Origin of the sequence: Pantoea sp. alder81 (genome assembly GCF_020179835.1) — a bacterium.
Lineage (GTDB): Bacteria > Pseudomonadota > Gammaproteobacteria > Enterobacterales > Enterobacteriaceae > Pantoea.
On record NZ_JAIUDA010000003.1, the window covers coordinates 180,068 to 201,479 of the forward strand.

The 21,412-nt window shown below is 55.9% G+C and carries 17 protein-coding genes and 1 other annotated feature; of the genes, 7 read left to right on the forward strand and 10 right to left on the reverse strand.

From position 1 onward, the window contains the following. Nucleotides 1–19: 19 nt before the first annotated feature. From tssB to LBW88_RS10380, 6 genes are all read right to left on the reverse strand, one after another. A complete protein-coding gene (tssB, locus tag LBW88_RS10355) occupies nt 20–514 on the reverse strand; it encodes a type VI secretion system contractile sheath small subunit (RefSeq protein WP_034826176.1) in 495 nt (164 codons plus the stop codon). 768 nt (nt 515–1,282) lie between these two features. Continuing rightward, on the reverse strand, nt 1,283–2,569 hold the full coding sequence (gene thrC / locus LBW88_RS10360; RefSeq protein ID WP_224932429.1) for a threonine synthase: 1,287 nt from the start codon (nt 2,567–2,569) through the stop codon (nt 1,283–1,285). 3 nt (nt 2,570–2,572) lie between these two features. Then, nucleotides 2,573–3,502 carry a homoserine kinase gene (gene thrB, locus LBW88_RS10365; protein ID WP_224932554.1) on the reverse strand — a complete coding sequence of 310 codons (930 nt, stop codon included), beginning with the start codon at nt 3,500–3,502 and terminating at the stop codon, nt 2,573–2,575. 2 nt (nt 3,503–3,504) lie between these two features. Continuing rightward, nucleotides 3,505–5,967 (reverse strand): bifunctional aspartate kinase/homoserine dehydrogenase I, encoded by a 2,463-nt coding sequence (gene thrA, locus LBW88_RS10370; protein WP_224932428.1) that lies wholly within the window; start codon nt 5,965–5,967, stop codon nt 3,505–3,507. A gap of 26 nt (nt 5,968–5,993) precedes the next feature. After that, nucleotides 5,994–6,116: a sequence feature (Thr leader region), on the reverse strand. After that, entirely contained in the window at nt 6,052–6,123 is a 72-nt protein-coding gene (gene thrL, locus LBW88_RS26610; protein ID WP_200537469.1) for a thr operon leader peptide, read from the reverse strand. Its footprint overlaps the feature before it by 65 nt. 201 nt (nt 6,124–6,324) lie before the next feature. Further along, nucleotides 6,325–7,014 carry a tRNA/rRNA methyltransferase gene (locus LBW88_RS10380; protein ID WP_224932427.1) on the reverse strand — a complete coding sequence of 230 codons (690 nt, stop codon included), beginning with the start codon at nt 7,012–7,014 and terminating at the stop codon, nt 6,325–6,327. 609 nt (nt 7,015–7,623) lie between these two features. On the opposite strand from LBW88_RS10380, the gene arcA reads away from it, so the two are divergent. Then, nucleotides 7,624–8,340, forward strand: a complete 717-nt coding sequence (arcA, locus tag LBW88_RS10385; protein ID WP_224932426.1) for a two-component system response regulator ArcA — start codon at nt 7,624–7,626, stop codon at nt 8,338–8,340. 49 nt (nt 8,341–8,389) lie between these two features. On the opposite strand, the gene creA is transcribed toward arcA, so the two are convergent. Further along, entirely contained in the window at nt 8,390–8,863 is a 474-nt protein-coding gene (gene creA / locus LBW88_RS10390; RefSeq protein ID WP_224932425.1) for a protein CreA, read from the reverse strand. Nucleotides 8,864–9,057: 194 nt separating this feature from the next. On the opposite strand from creA, the gene robA reads away from it, so the two are divergent. Further along, the gene (robA, locus tag LBW88_RS10395; RefSeq protein WP_038649179.1) at nt 9,058–9,939 is read left to right on the forward strand and encodes an MDR efflux pump AcrAB transcriptional activator RobA; all 882 of its coding nucleotides are present in this window, start codon (nt 9,058–9,060) and stop codon (nt 9,937–9,939) included. A gap of 187 nt (nt 9,940–10,126) precedes the next feature. Here the strand turns inward: robA and gpmB are convergent, their stop codons facing one another. Further along, nucleotides 10,127–10,774, reverse strand: coding sequence for a 2,3-diphosphoglycerate-dependent phosphoglycerate mutase GpmB (gpmB, locus tag LBW88_RS10400; protein ID WP_224932424.1), 648 nt, complete (start codon nt 10,772–10,774; stop codon nt 10,127–10,129). 51 nt (nt 10,775–10,825) lie between these two features. On the opposite strand from gpmB, the gene yjjX reads away from it, so the two are divergent. Then, the gene (gene yjjX, locus LBW88_RS10405; RefSeq protein WP_224932423.1) at nt 10,826–11,344 is read left to right on the forward strand and encodes an inosine/xanthosine triphosphatase; all 519 of its coding nucleotides are present in this window, start codon (nt 10,826–10,828) and stop codon (nt 11,342–11,344) included. On the opposite strand, the gene trpR is transcribed toward yjjX, so the two are convergent. Further along, nucleotides 11,345–11,668: a trp operon repressor gene (gene trpR, locus LBW88_RS10410; protein WP_224932422.1), complete on the reverse strand. Its 324-nt coding sequence runs from the start codon at nt 11,666–11,668 to the stop codon at nt 11,345–11,347. A gap of 44 nt (nt 11,669–11,712) precedes the next feature. Further along, the gene (gene sltY / locus LBW88_RS10415) at nt 11,713–13,632 is read right to left on the reverse strand and encodes a murein transglycosylase (protein ID WP_224932421.1); all 1,920 of its coding nucleotides are present in this window, start codon (nt 13,630–13,632) and stop codon (nt 11,713–11,715) included. A gap of 256 nt (nt 13,633–13,888) precedes the next feature. Here sltY and atzF point away from each other — a divergent pair, with 256 nt between their 5' ends. Genes atzF through urtA form a run of 4 tightly spaced genes read left to right on the forward strand, consistent with a single transcriptional unit; the run spans nt 13,889 to nt 21,310 of the window. Continuing rightward, nucleotides 13,889–15,685, forward strand: coding sequence for an allophanate hydrolase (gene atzF / locus LBW88_RS10420; RefSeq protein ID WP_224932420.1), 1,797 nt, complete (start codon nt 13,889–13,891; stop codon nt 15,683–15,685). A 2-nt stretch (nt 15,686–15,687) separates the two neighbouring features. Continuing rightward, the gene (uca, locus tag LBW88_RS10425) at nt 15,688–19,305 is read left to right on the forward strand and encodes an urea carboxylase (RefSeq protein WP_224932419.1); all 3,618 of its coding nucleotides are present in this window, start codon (nt 15,688–15,690) and stop codon (nt 19,303–19,305) included. 9 nt (nt 19,306–19,314) lie between these two features. Next, a complete protein-coding gene (locus LBW88_RS10430) occupies nt 19,315–20,013 on the forward strand; it encodes a GntR family transcriptional regulator (RefSeq protein WP_224932418.1) in 699 nt (232 codons plus the stop codon). 28 nt (nt 20,014–20,041) lie between these two features. Then, a complete protein-coding gene (gene urtA / locus LBW88_RS10435; protein WP_224932417.1) occupies nt 20,042–21,310 on the forward strand; it encodes an urea ABC transporter substrate-binding protein in 1,269 nt (422 codons plus the stop codon). Nucleotides 21,311–21,412 lie beyond the last annotated feature (102 nt).

The following is a 21,412-nucleotide window of genomic DNA, read 5'->3' on the forward strand; positions in this document are numbered from 1 at the left end:
CCTTGCTGATAACGGACGTTTACGCTTTCGGTGCCAGTGCGGCCAGCTCTGCGCGCAGCTCATCACTGAGTGCTTCGTCTTTGAGAATGTTTTCCAGCTCGCGGCGGAACGTGGCGTTATCCAACAGGTTGGATTTCAAATCGCGTAGCAGATTGCGCATCGAGAGCAGCGCACGCAGTTGAGGAATTTGGCGGGCAACCTGCTCGGGTTCAAAATCAGCCATCTCTTTAAAATCCAGCTTGACTGACGCTTCACTGCCATCAGCCGCCAGCGTATCGGCAACGGTGAGATTCACCTTCGGGTTGTACTCCGCCAGTACCTGGTTGAAGTTGTTTTTGTTAATCGAGATTTTTTCACGTTCTGAAACGGCGCGATCGTCCTGACCGTTGCTGTAATCCCCCACCACCATCAGCTTTAATGGCAATTCCACTTTTTTCTGCGCACCACCGGTGTGCAGATCCAGTTTGATATTGACGCGTGCTGCGGGTACTTCGTCCTGAAAGCTATTAGCCATGTGAATACCTAATTTTGTCTTTTGACCGAGCGCGTCCCTGACGGAATTAAGTCGCCATGTCATTGAAGAAAGAAAAAGTATCCGGCTCTACCGTTAGAGTGAGCAGGTAATGCTATGACCTAGCGGTGATAGCCGAAATCGTTGAGGGGTGAACTTTAACCAGATTGAAGGATGCTGTCTGTGGTCGGAGGAGGACGACCTGTTACAGAATGTGAAAAAAAATAAGTAACAGGTTTTCTTAATTAATTTGTCGTAGCGCCAAGGATAACGAGAGATCCATTAGAAACGAAACGGCAAAAACACAAGAAATCATTTTTACATTTAGTAACATTCTAGTCAGATATGGAAAAAACCCTTAAAAATGAGATCATTGTAATATTAGTCTATATATAATCACTAAGTGAAAGCGATTTAACATTAGAATAAACATTAGGATTTATCTGCATTCCATAACAAAAAAGCGTTCTGAAGCACGCATTTAATGGCCCTTATATTAAGATTTACTAATCAAAATTTCACTTATGCTCTGCTTGCCCGATAGTTTCTTTAGTTACTAAAAATGATTTTTGTCCTTATTTGCACGTGTGGCTACCTGCAAATAGAGCAATAGTTAAGATTAACTAAAGCGATCATGCTAAGCCAATTTCCAGTCTGATAATGTAAATAAACATGTAACTCCGCTAATTCTCGTCGTTGTGATTGAAAGAAATACAAAAAAAAGCCCGCCGAAATAAATCAGCAGGCTTTTTGCAGCAAACGGAACGGGGATTAAGCTTTCATCAAGAACTTACGCAGTTCAGCAAAGTCCGCCGTCATATTATGCGACAGCAGTGGCAGCTCAGCGCGCTCTGCCAGCTCTGGCGGCAGCGGCAGTTCCTGACCCAGAATCTCGTCCACGCTCTCTTTGAACTTGGCCGGATGCGCGGTGCCGAGGAACAGGCCGAACTCGCCTTCCTGCAGATTGTCACGCAGCATGCGATAGGCAATCGCCGCGTGCGGCTCAGAGATGTAGCCAATTTCTGCCAGCTCACGCATGGTGGCTTTGGTGGTCTCATCCGATACCGCACCCGACACCAGATCGGTCAGGCGCCAGGTTTTACGACGGAACAGCTCTTCGACGCGCGGCCAATTGTTAGGCTGGCTAACGTCCATGGCGTTCGACAGGGTTGCCACTGTCGCATTTGGCAGCCATTCGCCCTTATCAAGGAAGCGTGGCACGGTGTCGTTAGCGTTGGTGGCAGCGATAAAACGCTTGATCGGCAAGCCGAGGGATTTCGCCAGCAGGCCAGCTGTCAGGTCGCCAAAGTTACCGCTTGGTACTGACACCACCAGCTGATTACGCTGCTCTTGCGGCAGCTGCGCCACCGCTTCGAAGTAATAGCAGATCTGCGCCAGCAGACGGCTGATGTTGATTGAGTTCGCTGAGTTCAGGCCAATCGCCTTCTTCAGCTCTTCATCGTCAAACGCCTGCTTCACCAGCGCCTGGCAGGCATCGAAATCGCCTTCCACTGCGATGGTTTCAATATTGCCGCCCAGCGTACAGAACAGTTTCTCCTGCAGCGGGCTGATTTTGCCCTGCGGATAGAGAATCACCACGCGCACGTTTTCCATGCCGTAGAACGCATGGGCCACGGCTGCACCGGTGTCGCCTGAGGTCGCGGTCAGAATGGTGATCTGCTCATCGGCACCCGACACATAAGAGAGCATCTGCGCCATAAAACGGCCGCCGAAGTCTTTGAACGCCAGGGTTGGGCCATGGAACAGTTCGAGGCAGGCCACATCAGCACTGACTTTCGCCACCGGCGCCGGGAAAGCAAAGGCGTTTTTCACGCGCTCAGCCAGCTGGTGTGCAGCCACTTCATCACCAATATAGGCAGAGAGGATTTTGCTGCTGCGGCTGACGAAATCCATCTCCAGCATCGCATCGATGTCGGTCAGTTCGAATTCCGGCAGTTCGAGCGGGAAGAACAGCCCTTGCTGCGAGCCGAGGCCCTGTTTAACGGCCTGAGCAAAACTAACCTGCTCGTTGTGATCCTTAAGGTTGTAGAGTTTCATGCGTTATCCCAAGTTACGTGCGCCAGCCGTATCAAGACGGCAGATATGGACGAAGCCTTCATCGTTCTGCAGATAGTGCTGGCTCAGCCAGTCTGCCATCCGCTGTGCCGTTGCCATCTCGTTGCAAACGGCGAAAAGTGTCGGGCCGGAGCCCGAAATACCGCAAGCCAGTGCGCCGATATCGGCCGCCGCTTTACGCGCGTCGGCAAAGCCTGGCAGCAGCTTGGTGCGGTAAGGTTCGGCAATCACATCCTGCATCAGTTTAGCTGCCAGCAGCGGCTGACGGGTATGACAGGCGTGAATAAAGCCGGATAACAGGCGGCCATGCTTGATGGCATCTTCTTTGCGGTACTGTGCAGGCAGAATCGCGCGCGCTTCTGCGGTCGAGACTTTGATGCCCGGATACGCCATCACCCACAGCCAGTCTTCAAAGCACGGCACCTCCTGACTGATGATCCCGTTCTCTTCAATCATCAGCTGCACACCGCCGAGGAAGCATGGCGCGACGTTATCAAAGTGCACGCTGCCGGAGATACGCCCTTCCAGTTCGCCCATCAAGGCCAACAGTTCGGTATCGCTCAACGGCTTGCCGCAGAACTCGTTCATCGCCATCAAACCGGCCACCACCGAGCAGGCGCTGGAACCCAGGCCTGAACCGATCGGCATGTTCTTTTCCAGCGTCATCGCCACCGGAACCTGTTTACCAATCGCCTGGCAGAAACGTTCCCAGCACTGATAAACGATGTTCTCTTGCGGATTGGTGGGCAGCTTGCTGACAAAGCGCCCGGTGTTCACCAGGCTGAAGCTGTCGGCCGCTTCGACTGATACGCAGTCACCCAACAGGGTGCCATCCACCGGCGAAACCGCCGCGCCCAGCACATCAAAGCCGACGCTGACGTTACCTATCGAGGCCGGTGCATAAATTTTTACCATCATCAAACTCCCAACTTCCACGACAGTGTACGCAGCAAGTCAGCAAATACGCCGGCCGCTGTGACATCATTCCCCGCGCCGTATCCACGCAGAACCAGCGGGATCGGCTGATAATAGCGGCTGTAAAACGCCAGCGCGTTCTCGCCGTTCTTCACTTTGTACAGCGGATCGTTACCGTCCACCGCATCGATTTTCACTTTGCAGACGCCGCCTTCTTCAATGGCGCCCACGAAGCGTAACACTTTACCTTCATCACGCGCTTTGGCAACGCGGGCGGCAAAGGCATCGTCCAGTTCCGGCAGGCGCGCCATAAACTGCTCAACGTCGGCGATGTCAGTGAGTTCAGCGGGCAGCAGCGGCTCAATCTCGATATCGCTCAGCTCCAGCTGATGGCCCGCTTCACGCGCCAGAATCAGCAGCTTGCGCGCCACGTCGGTGCCCGAAAGATCGTCTCGCGGATCCGGCTCGGTGAAGCCCATCTCACGCGCCGTTTTGGTGGCTTCCGACAGCGAAACGCCTTCATCGAGCTTGCCGAAAATAAAGGAGAGCGAACCGGAGAGGATACCGGAGAATTTGATCAGCTCGTCACCGGCATTCAGCAGATTTTGCAGGTTTTCGATCACCGGCAGGCCAGCACCGACGTTGGTGTCATAAAGGAACTTACGACGCGACTTGGCCGCGGCCGCACGCATCTGCTGATAGTAATTCCACGACGAGGTGTTGGCCTTTTTGTTCGGCGTCACCACGTGGAAGCCTTCGGCAAGGAAATCGGCATACTGATCGGCAACCGCCTGGCTGGAGGTACAGTCCACAATCACCGGGTTCAGCAGGTGATACTCTTTCACCAGACGCATCAGACGGCCCAGATTAAACGGGTCTTTAGCTTCACTCAGCGCGCCTTTCCAGTTGCTGAGATCGATGCCGTGCACGTTGGTTAACAGCGCGCGCGAATTGGCGATGCCGCACACGCGCAGGTCGATATGCTTCTCTTTCAGCCACGCTTGTTGACGATGCAGCTGCTCCAGCAACGCCGCGCCGACACCGCCGACACCGACCACGAACACTTCGATCACCTGATCGGTGGCGAACAACATCTGATGTACCACGCGCACGCCGGTGGTGACTTCATCATTGCTCACCACCACAGAGATGGAACGCTCAGAGGAACCCTGTGCAATCGCCACGATATTGATGTTGGCACGCGCCAGCGCCGAGAAGAATTTGGCGGAGATACCGCGCAAGGTGCGCATGCCATCGCCGACCACAGAAATCACCGCCAGCTGCTCCAGCACATCGAGCGGATCCAGCAGGCCATCTTTTAACTCCAGATAGAACTCTTCTTCTAATACGCGGCGGGCACGAGCCTGCTCGCTTTGCGGTACGCAGAAGCTGATGCTGTATTCGGAAGAGGATTGGGTGATCAGCACCACCGAGATACCGGTGCGCGACATCGCGGCAAACACACGCGCCGCCATGCCGACCATGCCTTTCATGCCAGGGCCGGAGACGTTGAACATCGCCATGTTGTTGAGGTTAGTGATGCCTTTAACCGGGTTCTCATCCAGCTCGCCCTCGCCACCGATTAAGGTGCCGGGCGCTTGCGGGTTGGCGGTATTTTTGATCAGGCAAGGAATCTGGAACTGGGCAATCGGCGCGATGGTACGTGGATGCAACACTTTCGCACCGAAGTAAGAGAGCTCCATCGCTTCCTGATAGGACATCGACTTCAGCAGTCGTGCATCCGGCACCTGGCGTGGATCGCAGGTATAAACACCGTCAACATCAGTCCAGATTTCACAGCAGTCCGCACGCAAGCAGGCTGCCAGCACCGCTGCCGAGTAGTCAGAGCCATTACGGCCCAGCACCACCAGTTCGCCCTTCTCGTTACCGGCTGTGAAACCGGCCATCAGGATCATGTGATCGGCAGGGATCTGGCTGGCGGCAATGCGGCGGGTGGATTCGGCGATATCGACCGTGGATTCGAGGTAGTGACCAACGGCCAGCAGTTTCTCCACCGGATCGATCACCGTGACTTTATGGCCGCGCGCCTGCAGCAGCGCTTCCATAATGGCGATAGAGAGCTTCTCACCACGGCAGATGATGGCGGCATTCACCGCATCCGGGCACTGGCCCAGCAGGCTGATGCCGTGCAGCACTTGTTTCAGCTGGGCAAATTCCAGCTCGATGCGGGTTTTTAGTCCATCATAATCGAAGCCCGGCTGAGCCTCCGCCAGGCCCTGCAGCAGATCGGCAAAAATACGTTCGGCATCGCTGATATTCGTCAGTGCGTCCTGACCGCTGATGGTTTTCTCAATCATCGCCACCAGATGATTGGTGATTTTCGCTGGCGCAGAGAGCACCGTGGCAACCTGTCCCTGTTGCGCGTTGCTTTCCAGAATATCTGCCACGCGGAGAAAACGTTCCGCATTGGCTACTGAGGTTCCGCCGAATTTCAGCACTCGCATGATTGAAGCTCTCCTGAATTTTTGCCGAAAAAAAAGCCCGCACTGTTTAGGTGCGGGCTTTTTTCTTTGTTTTTCCTGTATGCGTCAGCCCGCACCGTTACCTGTGGTAATGGTGGTGGTAATAATAATTGTGGTGTTCAGGCTGAGATTACGCATTTAGATTTTTCTGTCTGTCTTTGTCTTGTCCGTCTGCCTTCCAGAATTAAAGCAAAGGGCACGTTAAGTCAACGAATTTGTCTTAGCCACAGTTTAGCCACTGCTGCGCAGAGTTCGGTTTCTGCGCACAAATCATATCGGGATCGTTCGACAGATCGCCCTGTTTCCCGATCTGTCACTATTAAAACCGATATTCACCGATTATTTATCTATAAGTTTTTTTTCTACGTCGTGCAGCAGGCGATGCAGCATGGCGCTATCGCGCTGCTCAAGCAGGCCGATACGCTGATCGATCCAGTCCGCCATTTTGGCATCATCGCTGACATCCAGCTTCACCAGTAGTTGATGGAAGCGTTCGCGCAGCGCCTGCAGCTGATGTTCGTTGGCCACTTCTTTCACTTCTGCCGCCACCTGATTCAGCGCCGACAGCTGATAGCAGTACACCATCACTGCCTGCCCCAGGTTGAGCGAAGGGTAATCATTGGCCATCGGAATGCCGGTCAGTAAATCGACCTGATCCAGCTCTTCATTGGTTAAGCCACTGTCCTCACGTCCAAACACCAGCGCGATACGACTCAGCCACTGACGTTTCTCCTGCAGGATGGTTTCTACCTGTTCGGGCGTGGCGTAGTAGCGAAACTTCGCACGACTGCGTGCCGTGGTGGCGACCGAGAAATCGACATCGGCCAGCGCCTCACTCAGCGTGGCGTAGGTTTTGACGTTATCAAGAATCTCCCCGGCACCGTGTGCAACGCGACGCGCAGCCGGGTCTTGCCAGGCGTCACTGGCGACAATGCGCAGTTCGCTAAAACCCATGGTTTTCATGGCACGAGCGGCCGCGCCGATATTTTCCGGACGGGCGGGTGAGACTAGGATCAGGGGGAAATGCATGATTTTTCCATCGAACTGTTAACAACTCGCCCTATGTTGGCATGCAGTGGCAAAAATACCAACCGCAGGGGCAAGAGAAAATAAGATGTTAAGGATGTTAAAAGAGGATAAAAGCCATGGGGAGAAGATATTGTGGGATATAACTAAAATTTCCACGCTTATTTAATATAAATCTATTGTTTTTCATATTATTAAAATATTATTTCCTGCAGGTTTTAGTTTTACCGTTATGCAGCCAAAATGTAGCAAAAATGCTGCTTTTTGTGAGCTAAGCTGGCATTCCTGGAGAAGTTTTTCATAAAAGTGTTAACGTGCTACACTTGCATTTGATATAAGTCAACGAAGCGTTGTTTTTATGCTTATCGGTTGTTGTTGGTGCTGTTAGGTTGCTGTTAATACGGTTAGGATAAGCGCCATTCCGATACCCACGGGGCACGCAAATATTCATCCTGACTGGCTGAGCTAACACTGAAGTTGACATAGATGGATGGTGTATTCCGAAGATTATTTCGTACACCGGTTGCGTAAGGCACGCTGTTTTGATGAACAGTAAACGCAGCCATCGTACGCCCTGTTTTCGATTTGTTGGCAAATTTTAGGTAGCGAAACATGCAGACCCCGCACATTCTTATCGTTGAAGACGAACTGGTCACGCGTAACACCCTCAAAAGTATTTTTGAGGCGGAAGGTTACGTGGTCTATGAAGCCACCGACGGCGCCGAGATGCATCAGGTTTTGACGGAAAATGACGTCAATCTGGTGATCATGGATATCAACCTGCCAGGCAAAAACGGTTTGCTGCTGGCACGCGAATTGCGTGAACAAGCAAACGTTGCGCTGATGTTCCTGACGGGTCGTGATAATGAAGTGGATAAAATCCTCGGCCTGGAAATTGGCGCCGATGATTACATCACCAAGCCTTTCAACCCACGTGAGCTGACGATTCGTGCGCGCAACCTGTTATCGCGCACCATGAATCTGGCGATGCCGAGTGAAGAACGTCGCGCGGTTGAAAGCTATCGCTTTAACGGCTGGGAGCTGGATATTAACAGCCGCTCATTGATCAGCCCGAACGGCGACCAATACAAACTGCCGCGCAGTGAGTTCCGCGCGATGCTGCACTTCTGCGAAAACCCGGGCAAGATTCAAACCCGTGGCGATTTGCTGAAGAAGATGACCGGTCGCGAGCTGAAGCCGCATGACCGTACCGTGGATGTCACTATCCGCCGCATCCGTAAGCATTTCGAATCCACTCCGGACACGCCAGAAATCATCGCCACCATTCACGGTGAAGGTTACCGCTTCTGTGGTGAATTGCAGGATTAAGTTTGCTGCAGTAAAAGAAAAACGCCCATCAGGGCGTTTTTTTTATGGCTTAATGCCACGGCATGATCGGCACCGCGCTCAGCGCATTCTTCGGCGAACCGTCCACCACTTTATCTGAGTAGCTTAAGTAAATCAGCGCATGGCGTTTCTGATCAAAGAAGCGCACCACCTGCAATTTTTTAAACACCAAAGAAGTGCGCTTTTGGAACACAACTTCACCCTGCGCCTTGCCTTGTGAAATTTTATCGCTAAGCTCTACAGGCCCAACCTGCTGGCAGGAGATGGCCGCGTCGGAAGTATCTTCCGCCAGACCTAATCCACCCTTAATCCCACCGGTTTTCGCCCGGCTGATATAACAGGTTACATTTTTTACGTCGGGGTCGTCGAAGGCTTCCACCACGATCTTATGGTCGGGGCCAAACATCTTGAAAACCGTGTCTACTGAGCCGATCTCCTCGGCCTGTACGCCCGCGCTGAAGATAGAAGTTGCAAGCGTGATTATAAGAAAGCGAGTTATTGTCATTGAGTTACCATTGGCAATCGAATAGATGAGAATGTAATGTACTGTCAATCGAACCCGGAACCAAACCTAAACGGGTGATAACCCGCATTGATTTAGCACAGCAGATTAATCATCAGCCCCCACGCGTTTGTGCATTTCGTGCTATTATTCGACGACTTCATAGTTGCGCCACCAGAGAGTTATGAGGATGTTTTATGGACCAAGCCGGTATCATTCGCGATTTGCTTGTCTGGCTGGAGAGCCATCTGGACCAACCCCTTTCACTCGATAATGTTGCTCTGAAAGCGGGCTACTCCAAATGGCACCTGCAGCGCATGTTCAAGGAAGTGACGAGCCACGCCATCGGTGCTTACATCCGCGCGCGTCGTCTGTCGAAAGCCGCTGTGGCACTGCGCCTGACCAGCCGCCCGATCCTCGACATCGCTTTACAATATCGCTTCGATTCGCAGCAGACGTTTACCCGCGCGTTTAAAAAGCAGTTCAATCAAACGCCCGCCTGGTATCGTCGCTCATCGGAGTGGAACTCGTTCGGCATTCGCCCGCCGATTCGTCTTGACGATCACCACATGCCAGAGGCCACGTTTGTTACGCTGCCAGAAACGGTGCTGGTCGGACAAACGCAAAGTTACACCTGTACGCTGGAGCAGATTTCCAGTTACCGTGACGAAATGCGTATCCACTTTTGGAAGCAGTTCCTGCTGGAAACCGATACCGTGCCACCGGTGCTGTATGGTTTGCATCAGGTACGTGCCAGCCATGAAAAGGATGATGAGCAGGAGATCCTCTACACCACTGCGGTGCCTGCCGATCAACAAGCACTGAGCATGCAGTCAAATCAGAATGTGATTCTCGAAGCCGGAGATTACGTGCAGTTCACCTATAACGGCGCCCGTAGCGCGTTAGGTGAATTTATTCTGCTGCTGTACGGCACCTGTATGCCAACGCTGGGGCTGGTGCGTCGTCAGGGTCAGGATATCGAGCGCTTCTTTACCCACGGCGGTAAGAAACGCAGCGAGCCGCCAACGGAAATCCGTTGCGAATATCTGATTCCGATTCGCCCGCAGCAGAGTCGCTGATATGAAAATGCCGTCACGATGACGGCATTTTTTTGGCCTCAATAACGGCCGGTCGTCATAAATGACGACCCTACGATTTCACAGCGTGCGCATTTATCACGAACCCGCAATTTGACAGGGTGCGCGTTTGTCACGACCCCACGAATTCGTAGGGTGCGCATTCATGCGCACCGATACCAGATAACAATTAACGCTGTAATTCATCCAGCGCAGGCGCGTCCAGATGCGACACATCGCCTGCCGTCTCTACCACCCATCCCGCTGCCAGCCACGCGCTCTGTTGATGATCCACGCGTGATATGGAGCAGTTGCGCAGACGCAAACGACGTTCCGCATGCGCCGGTAAACCGAGCAGCGTGCTGACTAACACGCCCAGCGCCATACCGTGACTGACAATCAGCGGACGGCTGCCCGCTGGCAGTTCCAGCAACGCGTTCAGCGCTTCGTGCATACGCGTCGCCATCTCCAGCATCGATTCACCGCCGGGAATACGACCGCCTTCGGTGCCATCCACCAGCGTTTTACGCCAGCTCTCCTCTTCCGGCGTTAAGCCATCAAGGGGACGCTGTTCCAGACAGCCCATATTCAGCTCACGCAAACGCGCATCAACCGTGACCGTACAGCCGCACGCATCTGCGATAATCTCTGCGGTGCGGCGCGTACGGCCTAAATCGCTGGCAATCACATGCGTGATGCCCTGCGATTTCATCCGTTCACCGACTTGCTGAGCCTGTTGCTCACCTTTTTCCGTCAGCGGACTGTCGGATTGCCCTTGAATGCGTCGGGCCGCATTCCATACCGTTTCACCGTGACGAACAAGATAGACCTGTAGCATGCTTAATTTCCGTTATACTGCGACAAATTTGCCTTGAGGGTTCAAACAATTATGTACCACGTTGTCGCAGCCACCATCAACCCGGCAAAAATTCGCGCGATTGCTCAGGCGTTCAACGACGTCTTTGGCGAAGGATCCTGCCACATTGAAGGGGTCGAGGTCGAGAGCGGCGTTGCTGCTCAACCGTTAAGCGATGTCGAAACGCGAACTGGCGCACGTACCCGCGTGGCGAACGCGCGTCTGCTCCGCCCAGCGTCGGATTTTTGGGTGGCGATCGAAGCCGGTATTGAAGGCGATTGCGCCTTTGCGTGGATGGTGATTGAAAACGCTCAGCAGCGCGGAGAATCCCGCTCTGCCAGTTTTACCTTGCCGCCGGTGGTGTTAACAGGCTTAGCCGCCGGGCACGAACTCGGTCACGAAATGGCACGCTTAACCGGCGTTGATAATATCAAACAGAAAGGCGGCGCTATCGGCGCGTTTACCAACGGTCTGTTGAGCCGCTCCAGCGTTTACCATCAGGCACTGATTCTGGCACTCTGCCCGTTCACCCATCCGCTGTATCAGCAGTAGTTAATGGCGGCCTAAGCGCGCTTCCAGCCAGCGTTTCAGCTCGGGAGGCGCTTCTTTCAAGCTGTTAGATCCACGCGTAATCGTGGCGATACCGACGCCCAACTCATTCTTCAGCTCGCGCTGACTCATGTCGCCGTTCATTAGCTCTTCGATAATGCGCAGGCGTGTGCCAAACGCTTCACGTTCATCGGGCGTCATCATCAGTTGCAACAATGGCAACGACACGCCATCCGCGAAAGCGTTTTGCATTAACTCGATAAAACGCAGCCAGTTATCTTCAACAGGCTCAGCCGAATCTGGCTGGGAGGAAAGGGGTTGGCTCATGAAGGGCTTCCGTACTCATTGACGAGTACGGAAGCATAACACAGCTAGTAACGGCGATTCCACTCACCATCAGCGAGAATCTTATCCGGCTTGCCCATGAAGTAACGGTAGTAGGCATCATAGGCCAGTACGTTTTTCACGTAGCCGCGCGTTTCAGAGAACGGGATGGTTTCGATAAACGCCACCGCATCCAGTTTGCCGCCGCTGTTGTTCAACCAGCTGCGCACCCTGCCCGGCCCGGCATTATACGCCGCCGAGGAGAAGATGCGGTTCTGATCGAACTGCTGATAAACGTACTCCAGATACTGCGTACCAATCTGGATATTGGTCTGCGGATCCAGCAGCTGGCTGCTGTTCACATAGCCAGGGATGTTATACATCTTCACGGTGTGCGCCGCAGTCGCCGGCATCACCTGCATCAAACCGCTGGCACCGACCGGTGAGCGCGCCTTCGGATTCCACGCACTTTCCTGGCGAGAGATCGCCATGGCATAGCTCTGCGGAATGCCTTTATCGCTGGTGTATTGCTGATAGAGATTACGCCACGCCAGCGGGAAGCGCTCTTTCAGGCTATCCCACATTTTGGCGGTAATGGTCGCCTGCACGCTAAGATCCCACCAGTCCTGCTCGTTGGCGTAACGGGCCAGCATCTGCTGCTGTGAATGGGTTTTGCTTGAGATCAGATTGGCCCATTCGCTGCGCGCCAGATTATCCAGTCCCCAGTACATCAGTTCACGCACGCGAGCCAGTTCGGGCCCCTGTACCACCGCGTTGTCCGCCGCCGGAGCCTGATCGACCTGCAACGGATACTCCACGCCAAGACGCTGCGCCGCGACCATCGGATAGAAGCCACGCGCCTGCATCAGCTTACGCAGGATCTCGTCAGCCTCGTCTTTACGTCCCTGGGAAATCAACAAATCAGCCTGCCAGTATTGCCACTCATCTTTCTCTTTGGCTTCTACCGGTAAACGGGCAATCCAGGTGTTCAGCCCACGACGATCGTTCTGACTCAGCGCCAGACGCACACGACGTTCCACCAGCGCGGTGGATTCGCTGTTCATCACCACCGCATCACGCCAGCGCGCCTGCTCGGAGGTCAGATCCGCGCCCATCATGCGCCACACCACGGTTTCCTTCAGATCCTGCTCTTCGGCCTGGCTCATTTTCTGTGCCTGCACCAGCTGCGGGATCATCATGCGCGCATTATCCATATCTTCACGCGCCACGCGGGCAAAGGCATAGCTGGTGGCCATCCGGGTGAAATCGGTCGGACCGAGGCTACTGGCAAACGTGGTCACGGTCTGCGGATTCTGCTGCAGCGCAATCAGCGCGCTGGAGGTGGTCTGGTAATCCGCCGGCAGCGTTTTGGCCAGATAATTCACCAGGCTGTCGTTACCGGCTTTCATCGCCAGACGAATACGTTCGAGGATGGTGATTGGTGACATTTGCCCGGAGGCTTGCCACACCGAGAACAACTGATCGCAGTCATTCGGCAGCGCGGAACCGCGCAGCCAGATCGATTTCGCGCCATCAAACGCCGCCTGCTGCTGACCGGTGGCCCACTTGGCGTAATACCAGTTACAGCGCGCTTGCACCGGTTTCGGTTCATCCGAACTGAAGCTCAGCACGCCCGGCCAATCCTGACGGTGTGCCAGCACATTGACGAAACGGGTTGAAAGCGAACGCGCCGGTGGCAGCGTCGGGTATTGCTGAATAAAGTTCTTCACCGCCAGCGGCGTCTCTTGATCGAGATCCTGCGCCAGCAAACGGTATTGCAGATAAGGATAGAGCGGATAATCCTGCAGCGTTGGCATCAGCTGCGAGACCTGGTCCATTTGGTTATTATCCCAGGCTTGTTTGATTTGCGCATAGCGCTGTCGTTGTTGATCCAGCGAGTCGGCCCACACGCTGCCGGCCGTGCTGACCAGACAGATCCCTATCATCCAGTTACGCCACTTCTCCACTCTGCTCTCCTCTTCGCTGCGATCCAGCTCATGCCAGACTTAACTCATGCTAACCAGGCCAACGGTCTCTTGCCATGTTCTTCACAAAATTTACTCAGGCGCACCGTGATTGCACACCGTCTGCGCCGTGGCTGTGCAAATTATCATCACAAAAACTTATGGTATATCAATTAGCTACAGCTATTCATTCACTTACAAAAATGGCACGCGCTTTGCTCTGTTGAATTCCATCTTGTATACCAGTTGGAATTCACTCATGGCAGCAACCTTCGGATACACGCTTCAGGATTGGCAGCACCGCTATCAGCAGGATCCGCAGTGCATTAGCGCGCTGTTGGCAGCGCACCTCAACGCTATCGATCAACAGGATAATGCCTGGCTGTATGTGGCGACGCCCGCGCAATTGCAGGCGCAAATCGAACCTTTGCTGGCCAGCTACTTGCGCAATCCCGCTGCGCTGCCGCTTTTTGGCGTGCCGTTTGCGGTGAAAGACAATATTGATGTCACAGGGTGGCCCACCAGCGCCGCCTGCCCGGCCTTTACCTACACCGCAGAAGCCGATGCTTTTGTCGTCGCACAGTTAAAAGCGGCCGGCGCGGTGGTGATCGGCAAAACCAACCTCGACCAATACGCCACCGGTTTAGTCGGCACGCGCTCGCCGTTTGGCGCGGTAAGTAACACTTTTAATCCTGACTATGTCAGCGGCGGTTCCAGTTCTGGTTCTGCTTCGGTGCTGGCGCGCGGGCTGGTGGGCTTCTCGCTGGGCACCGATACCGCCGGTTCCGGTCGTGTTCCAGCGGGCTTTAACAACATCGTCGGCCTCAAGCCGACGAAAGGCTGGTTCTCGGCCAGCGGCGTGGTGCCTGCCTGCCGCCTAAATGACACCATCTCCGTATTTGCGCTGACGGTGGAAGATGCCTTCGCCGTGGCGACAGCGGCAGGCGGTTACGACGCCGGAGATGCCTATTCACGCAGCAACCCGCACACCGCACCGGCAAGCTTCAAAGCCCAGCCTGATTTCGCTATTCCCGCCACGCCAGAATTCTTTGATGATAAGCAGGCAGAAGCGGCGTGGTTAAGTGCCCTGGAGCAACTGCAAGCGGGTGGTGCGACGCTGCACCCGATCGACTTCGGCGTGTTCCACCAACTGGCGGAACAACTCTATTACGGCCCATGGGTTGCCGAGCGTACCGTAGCGGTGGGCGAGATGATTAACCGCCCGGAAGAGATGGATCCGGTGGTGTACGGCATTGTCAGCAGCGGCCTGAAATACACCGCCGTCGAGGCTTACCAGGCGGAATACCTGCGCGCCGAGCTAACGCGCCAAATCCAGCAAACCCTGGCGCAGTTCGATGCGCTCGTGGTGCCGACCTCTCCAACTATTCACACGCTGGAAGAGATGAAACAGGAGCCGGTGCGCTACAACTCGCAGTTCGGCACCTACACCAACTTCACCAATCTCGCTGACCTCAGCGCACTGGCGCTGCCTGGTCCGTTCCGCGCCGATGGTCTGCCTGCGGGCATCACATTGATTGCGTCTGCCTGGCAGGATCGCGCGCTCGCGGGCTTTGGCATTCAGTGGCAGCAGCAGATGGCGCTGACCTTAGGCGCCACCGGCAAAGCTCAGCCCGCTCAACACACCGCCTTCCCGGTTTCTGCCGATCACGTGCGCGTGGCGGTAGTGGGTGCGCATCTCACCGGTATGCCGCTCAATTTCCAGCTCACCACCCGCGATGCGGTGCTGGTGGAAGAGACACAAACCGCCAGCAACTACCGCCTGTTTGCGCTGCTCGATGGCCCGATCAAAAAGCCCGGCCTGCTGCGTGGCGACAGCGGTGCCGCCATCACCGTGGAGCTGTGGGATATCCCACTGGCGCGCTTTGGTGAGTTCGTGGCCGAGATCCCGGCACCGCTCGGCATTGGATCTCTGATGCTGGCTGACGGTCGCGTGGTGAAAGGCTTTATCTGTGAACCGGCGGTGCTGTCGCAGGCGCTGGAAATTACCGAATTTGGCGGCTGGCGCAACTGGCTAGCCTCTCAGGGGAGTAAATAATCATGTTCAGCACCGTACTGATCGCTAACCGTGGCGAAATTGCCTGCCGCGCGATTCGCACCCTGAAGCGCCTCGGCGTGAAAAGCGTCGCCGTCTATTCCGATGCCGACCGTAACGCGCGCCATGTTAAAGAAGCCGATGTGGCGATCGCGCTCGGCGGCGACAAAGCCAGCGACAGCTATTTGCGTATCGATAAAATTCTGGCCGCCGCCAAAGAGACCGGCGCAGAAGCCATCTGGCCGGGCTACGGTTTCCTCTCCGAAAGCCTGCCGTTTGCTGCCGCCTGTGAAAAAGCGGGCATTGCGTTTGTCGGCCCGACCGCGCAGCAGATTGGCGAGTTCGGCCTGAAGCACCGCGCGCGTGAACTGGCGGACAGTGCAGGAGTGCCGATGACACCCGGCACGCCGTTACTGAATTCGCTGGAAGAGGCGCTCAGCGCGGCGGAAAACATCGGTTATCCGGTGATGCTGAAAAGCACCGCGGGCGGCGGCGGCATTGGCTTAACCCGCTGCGACGACGCCGATACGCTGCGCAATGCGTGGGAGAGCGTGCGTCGTCTCGGTAAACAATTCTTCAGCGATGCAGGCGTTTTCCTGGAGCGCTTTATCGACCGCGCACGCCACGTCGAAGTGCAGATTTTTGGCGATGGCACCGGCAAGGTGATTGCGCTGGGTGAGCGCGACTGTTCGTTGCAACGCCGTAACCAGAAAGTGGTGGAGGAGACTCCAGCACCGAACCTGCCGCAGGCGACGCGTGAAGCGCTGTTGTCATCCGCCGTGCGTCTCGGTGAGTTAGTGAGTTACCGCAGCGCGGGCACCGTGGAATACATCTACGACGCCGCACAGGACGCGTTTTACTTCCTCGAAGTGAACACCCGCCTGCAGGTGGAGCATCCGGTGACGGAGTGCGTGACCGGGCTGGATCTGGTCGAATGCATGCTGCAAGTCGCAGCAGGTGATGCCATCGACTGGGCGCGTCTGCAACAGGCCCCCAAAGGCGCATCGATCGAAGTGCGTATCTACGCGGAAGATCCGCTGAAAAACTTCCAGCCGAGTCCCGGCACCCTGACTGGCGTCCTTTTCCCGGATGACGTGCGCGTCGATGGCTGGATCGATACCGGTACCGAAGTCTCAGCGTTCTACGATCCGATGATCGCCAAACTGATCGTTCATGCCGACACGCGTACAGCGGCGCTGGCGAAAATGCAGCAGGCGCTTGATGCTACGCAGCTGCACGGCATCGCCACCAACCTCGACTATCTGCGCCAGATTGTTGCCACCGAAGCGTTCAGCAGCGGCAAAGTCTGGACACGTTTCCTCGACAGCTTTACGCCGTCTGCCAGCGTGATTGAAGTGCTGCAACCCGGTACCTTCAGCAGCATTCAGGATTTCCCCGGCCGCCTCGGCTATTGGGATATCGGCGTGCCGCCTTCTGGCCCGATGGATGACTTTGCTTTCCGCCTCGCTAACCGCATCGTCGGCAACCACGACAGCGCCGCCGGGCTGGAATTCACCCTGCAAGGCCCGACGCTGCGTTTTCACAGCGATGCGGTGATTGCCCTGACCGGAGCGGATTGCCCGGCAGCGCTGGATGGCGCAAGTCTCGATTACTGGCAGCCGATCAGCGTGAAAGCGGGCCAGACGCTGACGTTAGGCCGCGCCCAAAGCGGCTGTCGTACCTATTTAGCGGTGCGCAACGGCTTCGATGTGCCGGAATACCTTGGCAGCCGCTCCACCTTCTCACTCGGCCAGTTTGGTGGTCATGCCGGACGCACTCTGCGCGTCGCCGACATGCTGCCGATCTCCCAGCCACTGCTGGCGGCCTGCACCACGCCCGCGCCAGTCAGTGAACCGCAAGCACTGGATCGTGCACTGGTGCCGCACTACGGCACCGAGTGGCGCATTGGCGTGCTGTACGGCCCGCATGGCGCACCGGATTTCTTCACTCAGGCGGCTATCGATGAGTTCTTTGCCAGCGACTGGCAGGTGCACTACAACTCCAACCGTCTTGGGGTGCGTTTAGTCGGACCAAAACCGACCTGGACACGCGCCAACGGTGGTGAAGCCGGGCTGCACCCGTCCAACGTACACGACTGCGAATACGCCATTGGCGCGGTGAACTTCACCGGCGACTTCCCGGTGATCCTGACCCATGACGGCCCGAGCCTCGGCGGCTTTGTCTGTCCGGTGACCATCGCTAAGGCCGAGCTATGGAAAGTCGGTCAGGTGAAACCGGGCGATAGCATTCGCTTCCATCCGATCAGCGCCGACGAAGCGGTGGCGCTGGAGAAAGCTCAGGCGCACAGCGTGGAAACCTTGCGCAGCACCCATGCGCCAGCCTTCGAGGTGCCATCACTGGCCGCCAGCGATATTGGCTCCGCCACCTTGCTAGCCGCCTTACCGGCTACGGCTGCCACACCTGCAGCGGTTTACCGCCAGGCCGGTGATAAATATGTGCTGATTGAGTACGGCGACAACGTGCTGGATCTGGCACTGCGTCTGCGCGTACACCTGTTGATGAATGCGCTGCGTGAACGTGCAGTGCCCGGCGTCGAAGAGCTGTCGCCTGGTGTGCGTTCTCTGCAGGTACGCTATGACAGCCTGATCCTCAGCCAGAAACAGCTGATGAATCTGCTGCTGGAATTAGAAGCCGGGCTCGGTGATGTCAGCCAGCTGAAGGTGCCTTCGCGCATAGTCTGGATGCCGATGGCGTTTGAAGACAGCGCCACGCTTGGTGCCGTCGAACGTTACCAGGAAACCGTGCGCGCTACCGCGCCATGGCTGCCGAACAACGTTGATTTTATTCAGCGCATCAACGGTCTGGAGAGTCGTGAAGCGGTACGTGACACCCTTTTCGATGCCAGCTATCTGATCCTCGGCCTGGGCGATGTCTACCTCGGCGCACCGTGCGCAGTACCCATCGATCCGCGCCATCGTCTGCTCAGTTCCAAATACAGCCCGGCGCGTACCTTCACCGCTGAAGGCACGGTCGGCATCGGCGGCATGTACATGTGCATCTACGGCATGGATTCCCCTGGTGGCTATCAACTGGTGGGCCGCACGCTGCCGATCTGGAACAAATTCCTCAAGAACGATCAGTTCGCGGCAGATGAGCCGTGGCTGCTGCACTTCTTCGATCAGGTGCGCTTCTATCCGGTAACCGAGGACGAACTCACCCAGTTGCGTGATGACTTCCGTGAAGGCCGCGCCACGGTACGTATCGAAGAAACCCTGTTTGATTTCGCCGCTCATGGGCAATTCCTCGCGGAGCACGCCGACTCGATTGCCGAATTCCGTCAGCGCCAGTCAGCCGCTTTCGAACAGGAAGTGACGCTGTGGGCGCAGGAAGAACAAAACGCGCCGCTCACCAGCGAAGAGACGCTGATGGTGGCGGAAGCCGATGAGGATGCGCTGGCGGTTTGCGCCGATATGAACGGCAACATCTGGAAAGTGCTGGTGCAGCCGGGTGATGTGGTGGAAGCCGGTCAAACGCTGATCATCGTCGAAGCGATGAAAATGGAACTGGCGATTGTCGCGCCGCAAGCCGGCACGGTGAAACGCATTGCCTGCCAGGCAGGACGTCCGGTCAGTCCGGGCGACACTCTGCTGTGGCTGGAATAAGGAGCGCGCATGAATCAAAGCCCACGTAGCAAAGGCCGTCCGGAAGCCCTGGCGGAGAAGGTGTATCAGGCGCTGAAACAGGACATTTTTGAGTTCCGTTTAATGCCCGGTGACCGCTTTAGCGAAAACGAAATCGCCGATCGGCTCGAAGTGAGCCGCACGCCGGTGCGTCAGGCGCTGTTCTGGCTGGAGCGCGAGGGCTTTGTCGAAGTGTGGTTCCGCAGCGGCTGGCAGGTGAAGCCGTTCGACTTCGAGTATTTCGAAGAGCTGTACGACTTTCGCACCGTGCTCGAGCGCGAAGCAGTGCGCCGTCTGTGCGCGCTACCGCCGCTGGCCTGTGCGGAGATTCTGACCGAACTGAAGAGCTTCTGGATCGATGCGCCTCGCCTGGAGGATGGCAAAGCGGTGTCAGCGCACGACGAAGCCTTTCACATGGCGCTGGTGGCCGCTGCGGGCAATCAGGAGATGGCACGCATCCACGCCGAATTAACCGAAAAGATCCGCATTATCCGCCGTCTCGACTTTACGCGTGACGACCGGGTGGATGCGACATACCGCGAACACGCTCAGATTTTACGGGCGATTTTCCAGCAACACACCGAGGAGGCACAACGCATTTTAACCGACCACATCGCCGTCAGTAAGGCAGAGGTCAGAAAGATCACATTGCATATGTTACAGCAGGCCCGGCTTCAACCCATTGAATAAAAACACTAACACATTTAGAGGGTTAACGATGAAAAGACGTTCGTTGCTAAAAGCTTTTGCGCTCTCCGCCACCGTAGCCAGTTTGGGCTTTACCTTTGGTGCCCAGGCCGCTGATACCATCAAAGTCGGCATCATGTCGTCGCTTTCCGGCACCATGGCGATCTCTGAAACACCGCTGAAAGACGTGGCCCTGATGACCATTGATGAGATCAACGCCAAAGGCGGCGTATTGGGCAAGAAGCTGGAGCCGGTAGTGGTCGATCCGGCGTCTAACTGGCCGCTGTTCGCGGAGAAAGCGCGCCAGCTGTTGACGCAGGATAAAGTGGCGGCGGTGTTTGGCTGCTGGACCTCGGTCTCACGTAAATCAGTGCTGCCGGTGTTTGAAGAGCTGAACGGGCTGCTGTTCTATCCGGTGCAGTATGAAGGCGAAGAGATGTCGCCAAACGTGTTCTACACCGGCGCGGCGCCCAACCAGCAGGCGATTCCGGCGGTGGAGTACCTGATGAGCGAAGACGGCGGCAGCGCCAAACGCTTCTTCCTGCTGGGTACCGATTACGTCTACCCACGCACCACCAACAAGATCCTGCGCGCCTTCCTGCACACCAAAGGCATTCAGGATAAAGATATTGAAGAGGTCTACACGCCGTTTGGTTACAGCGATTATCAGACCATCGTTTCTAACATCAAGAAGTTCTCTGCCGGTGGCAAAACCGCAGTGATCTCCACCATCAACGGTGACTCAAACGTGCCGTTCTACAAAGAGCTGGCCAATCAGGGCATCAAAGCCACCGATATCCCGGTGATCGCCTTCTCCGTTGGCGAGGAAGAGCTTCGCGGTATCGATACCAAACCGCTGGTCGGACAGTTAGCGGCATGGAACTACTTCGAGTCGGTGGATAACCCAACCAACACCAAATTCGTGGCAGATTACCGAGCCTATGCCAAAGCGCACAACCTGCCGAACGCGGGCACCGTGGTCACCAACGACCCGATGGAAGCGACTTACGTCGGCATTCACATGTGGGCGCAGGCGGTCGAGAAAGCCGGCACCACCGATGTCGACAAAGTGCGTGCGGCAATGGCCGGACAGAGCTTTAAAGCGCCAGACGGTTTTACCCTGACCATGGATAACACCAACCACCATCTGCACAAGCCGGTGATGATTGGCGAAGTGGAAGAGAACGGTCAGTTCAACGTGGTGTGGCAGACCGATAAAACGGTGCGTGCCCAGCCGTGGAGCCCGTACATCGCCGGTAACGATAAGAAGCCGGATTATCCGGTGAAGTCGACCAAGTGATGCCGTGGTCGCCCTGAAGGGCGACCCTACAGACTTCGCTCGGACAATGTGGGGGCGTCATTGATGCCGTAATGACGCTCACTTAAGCCAATAAGTGCGTAT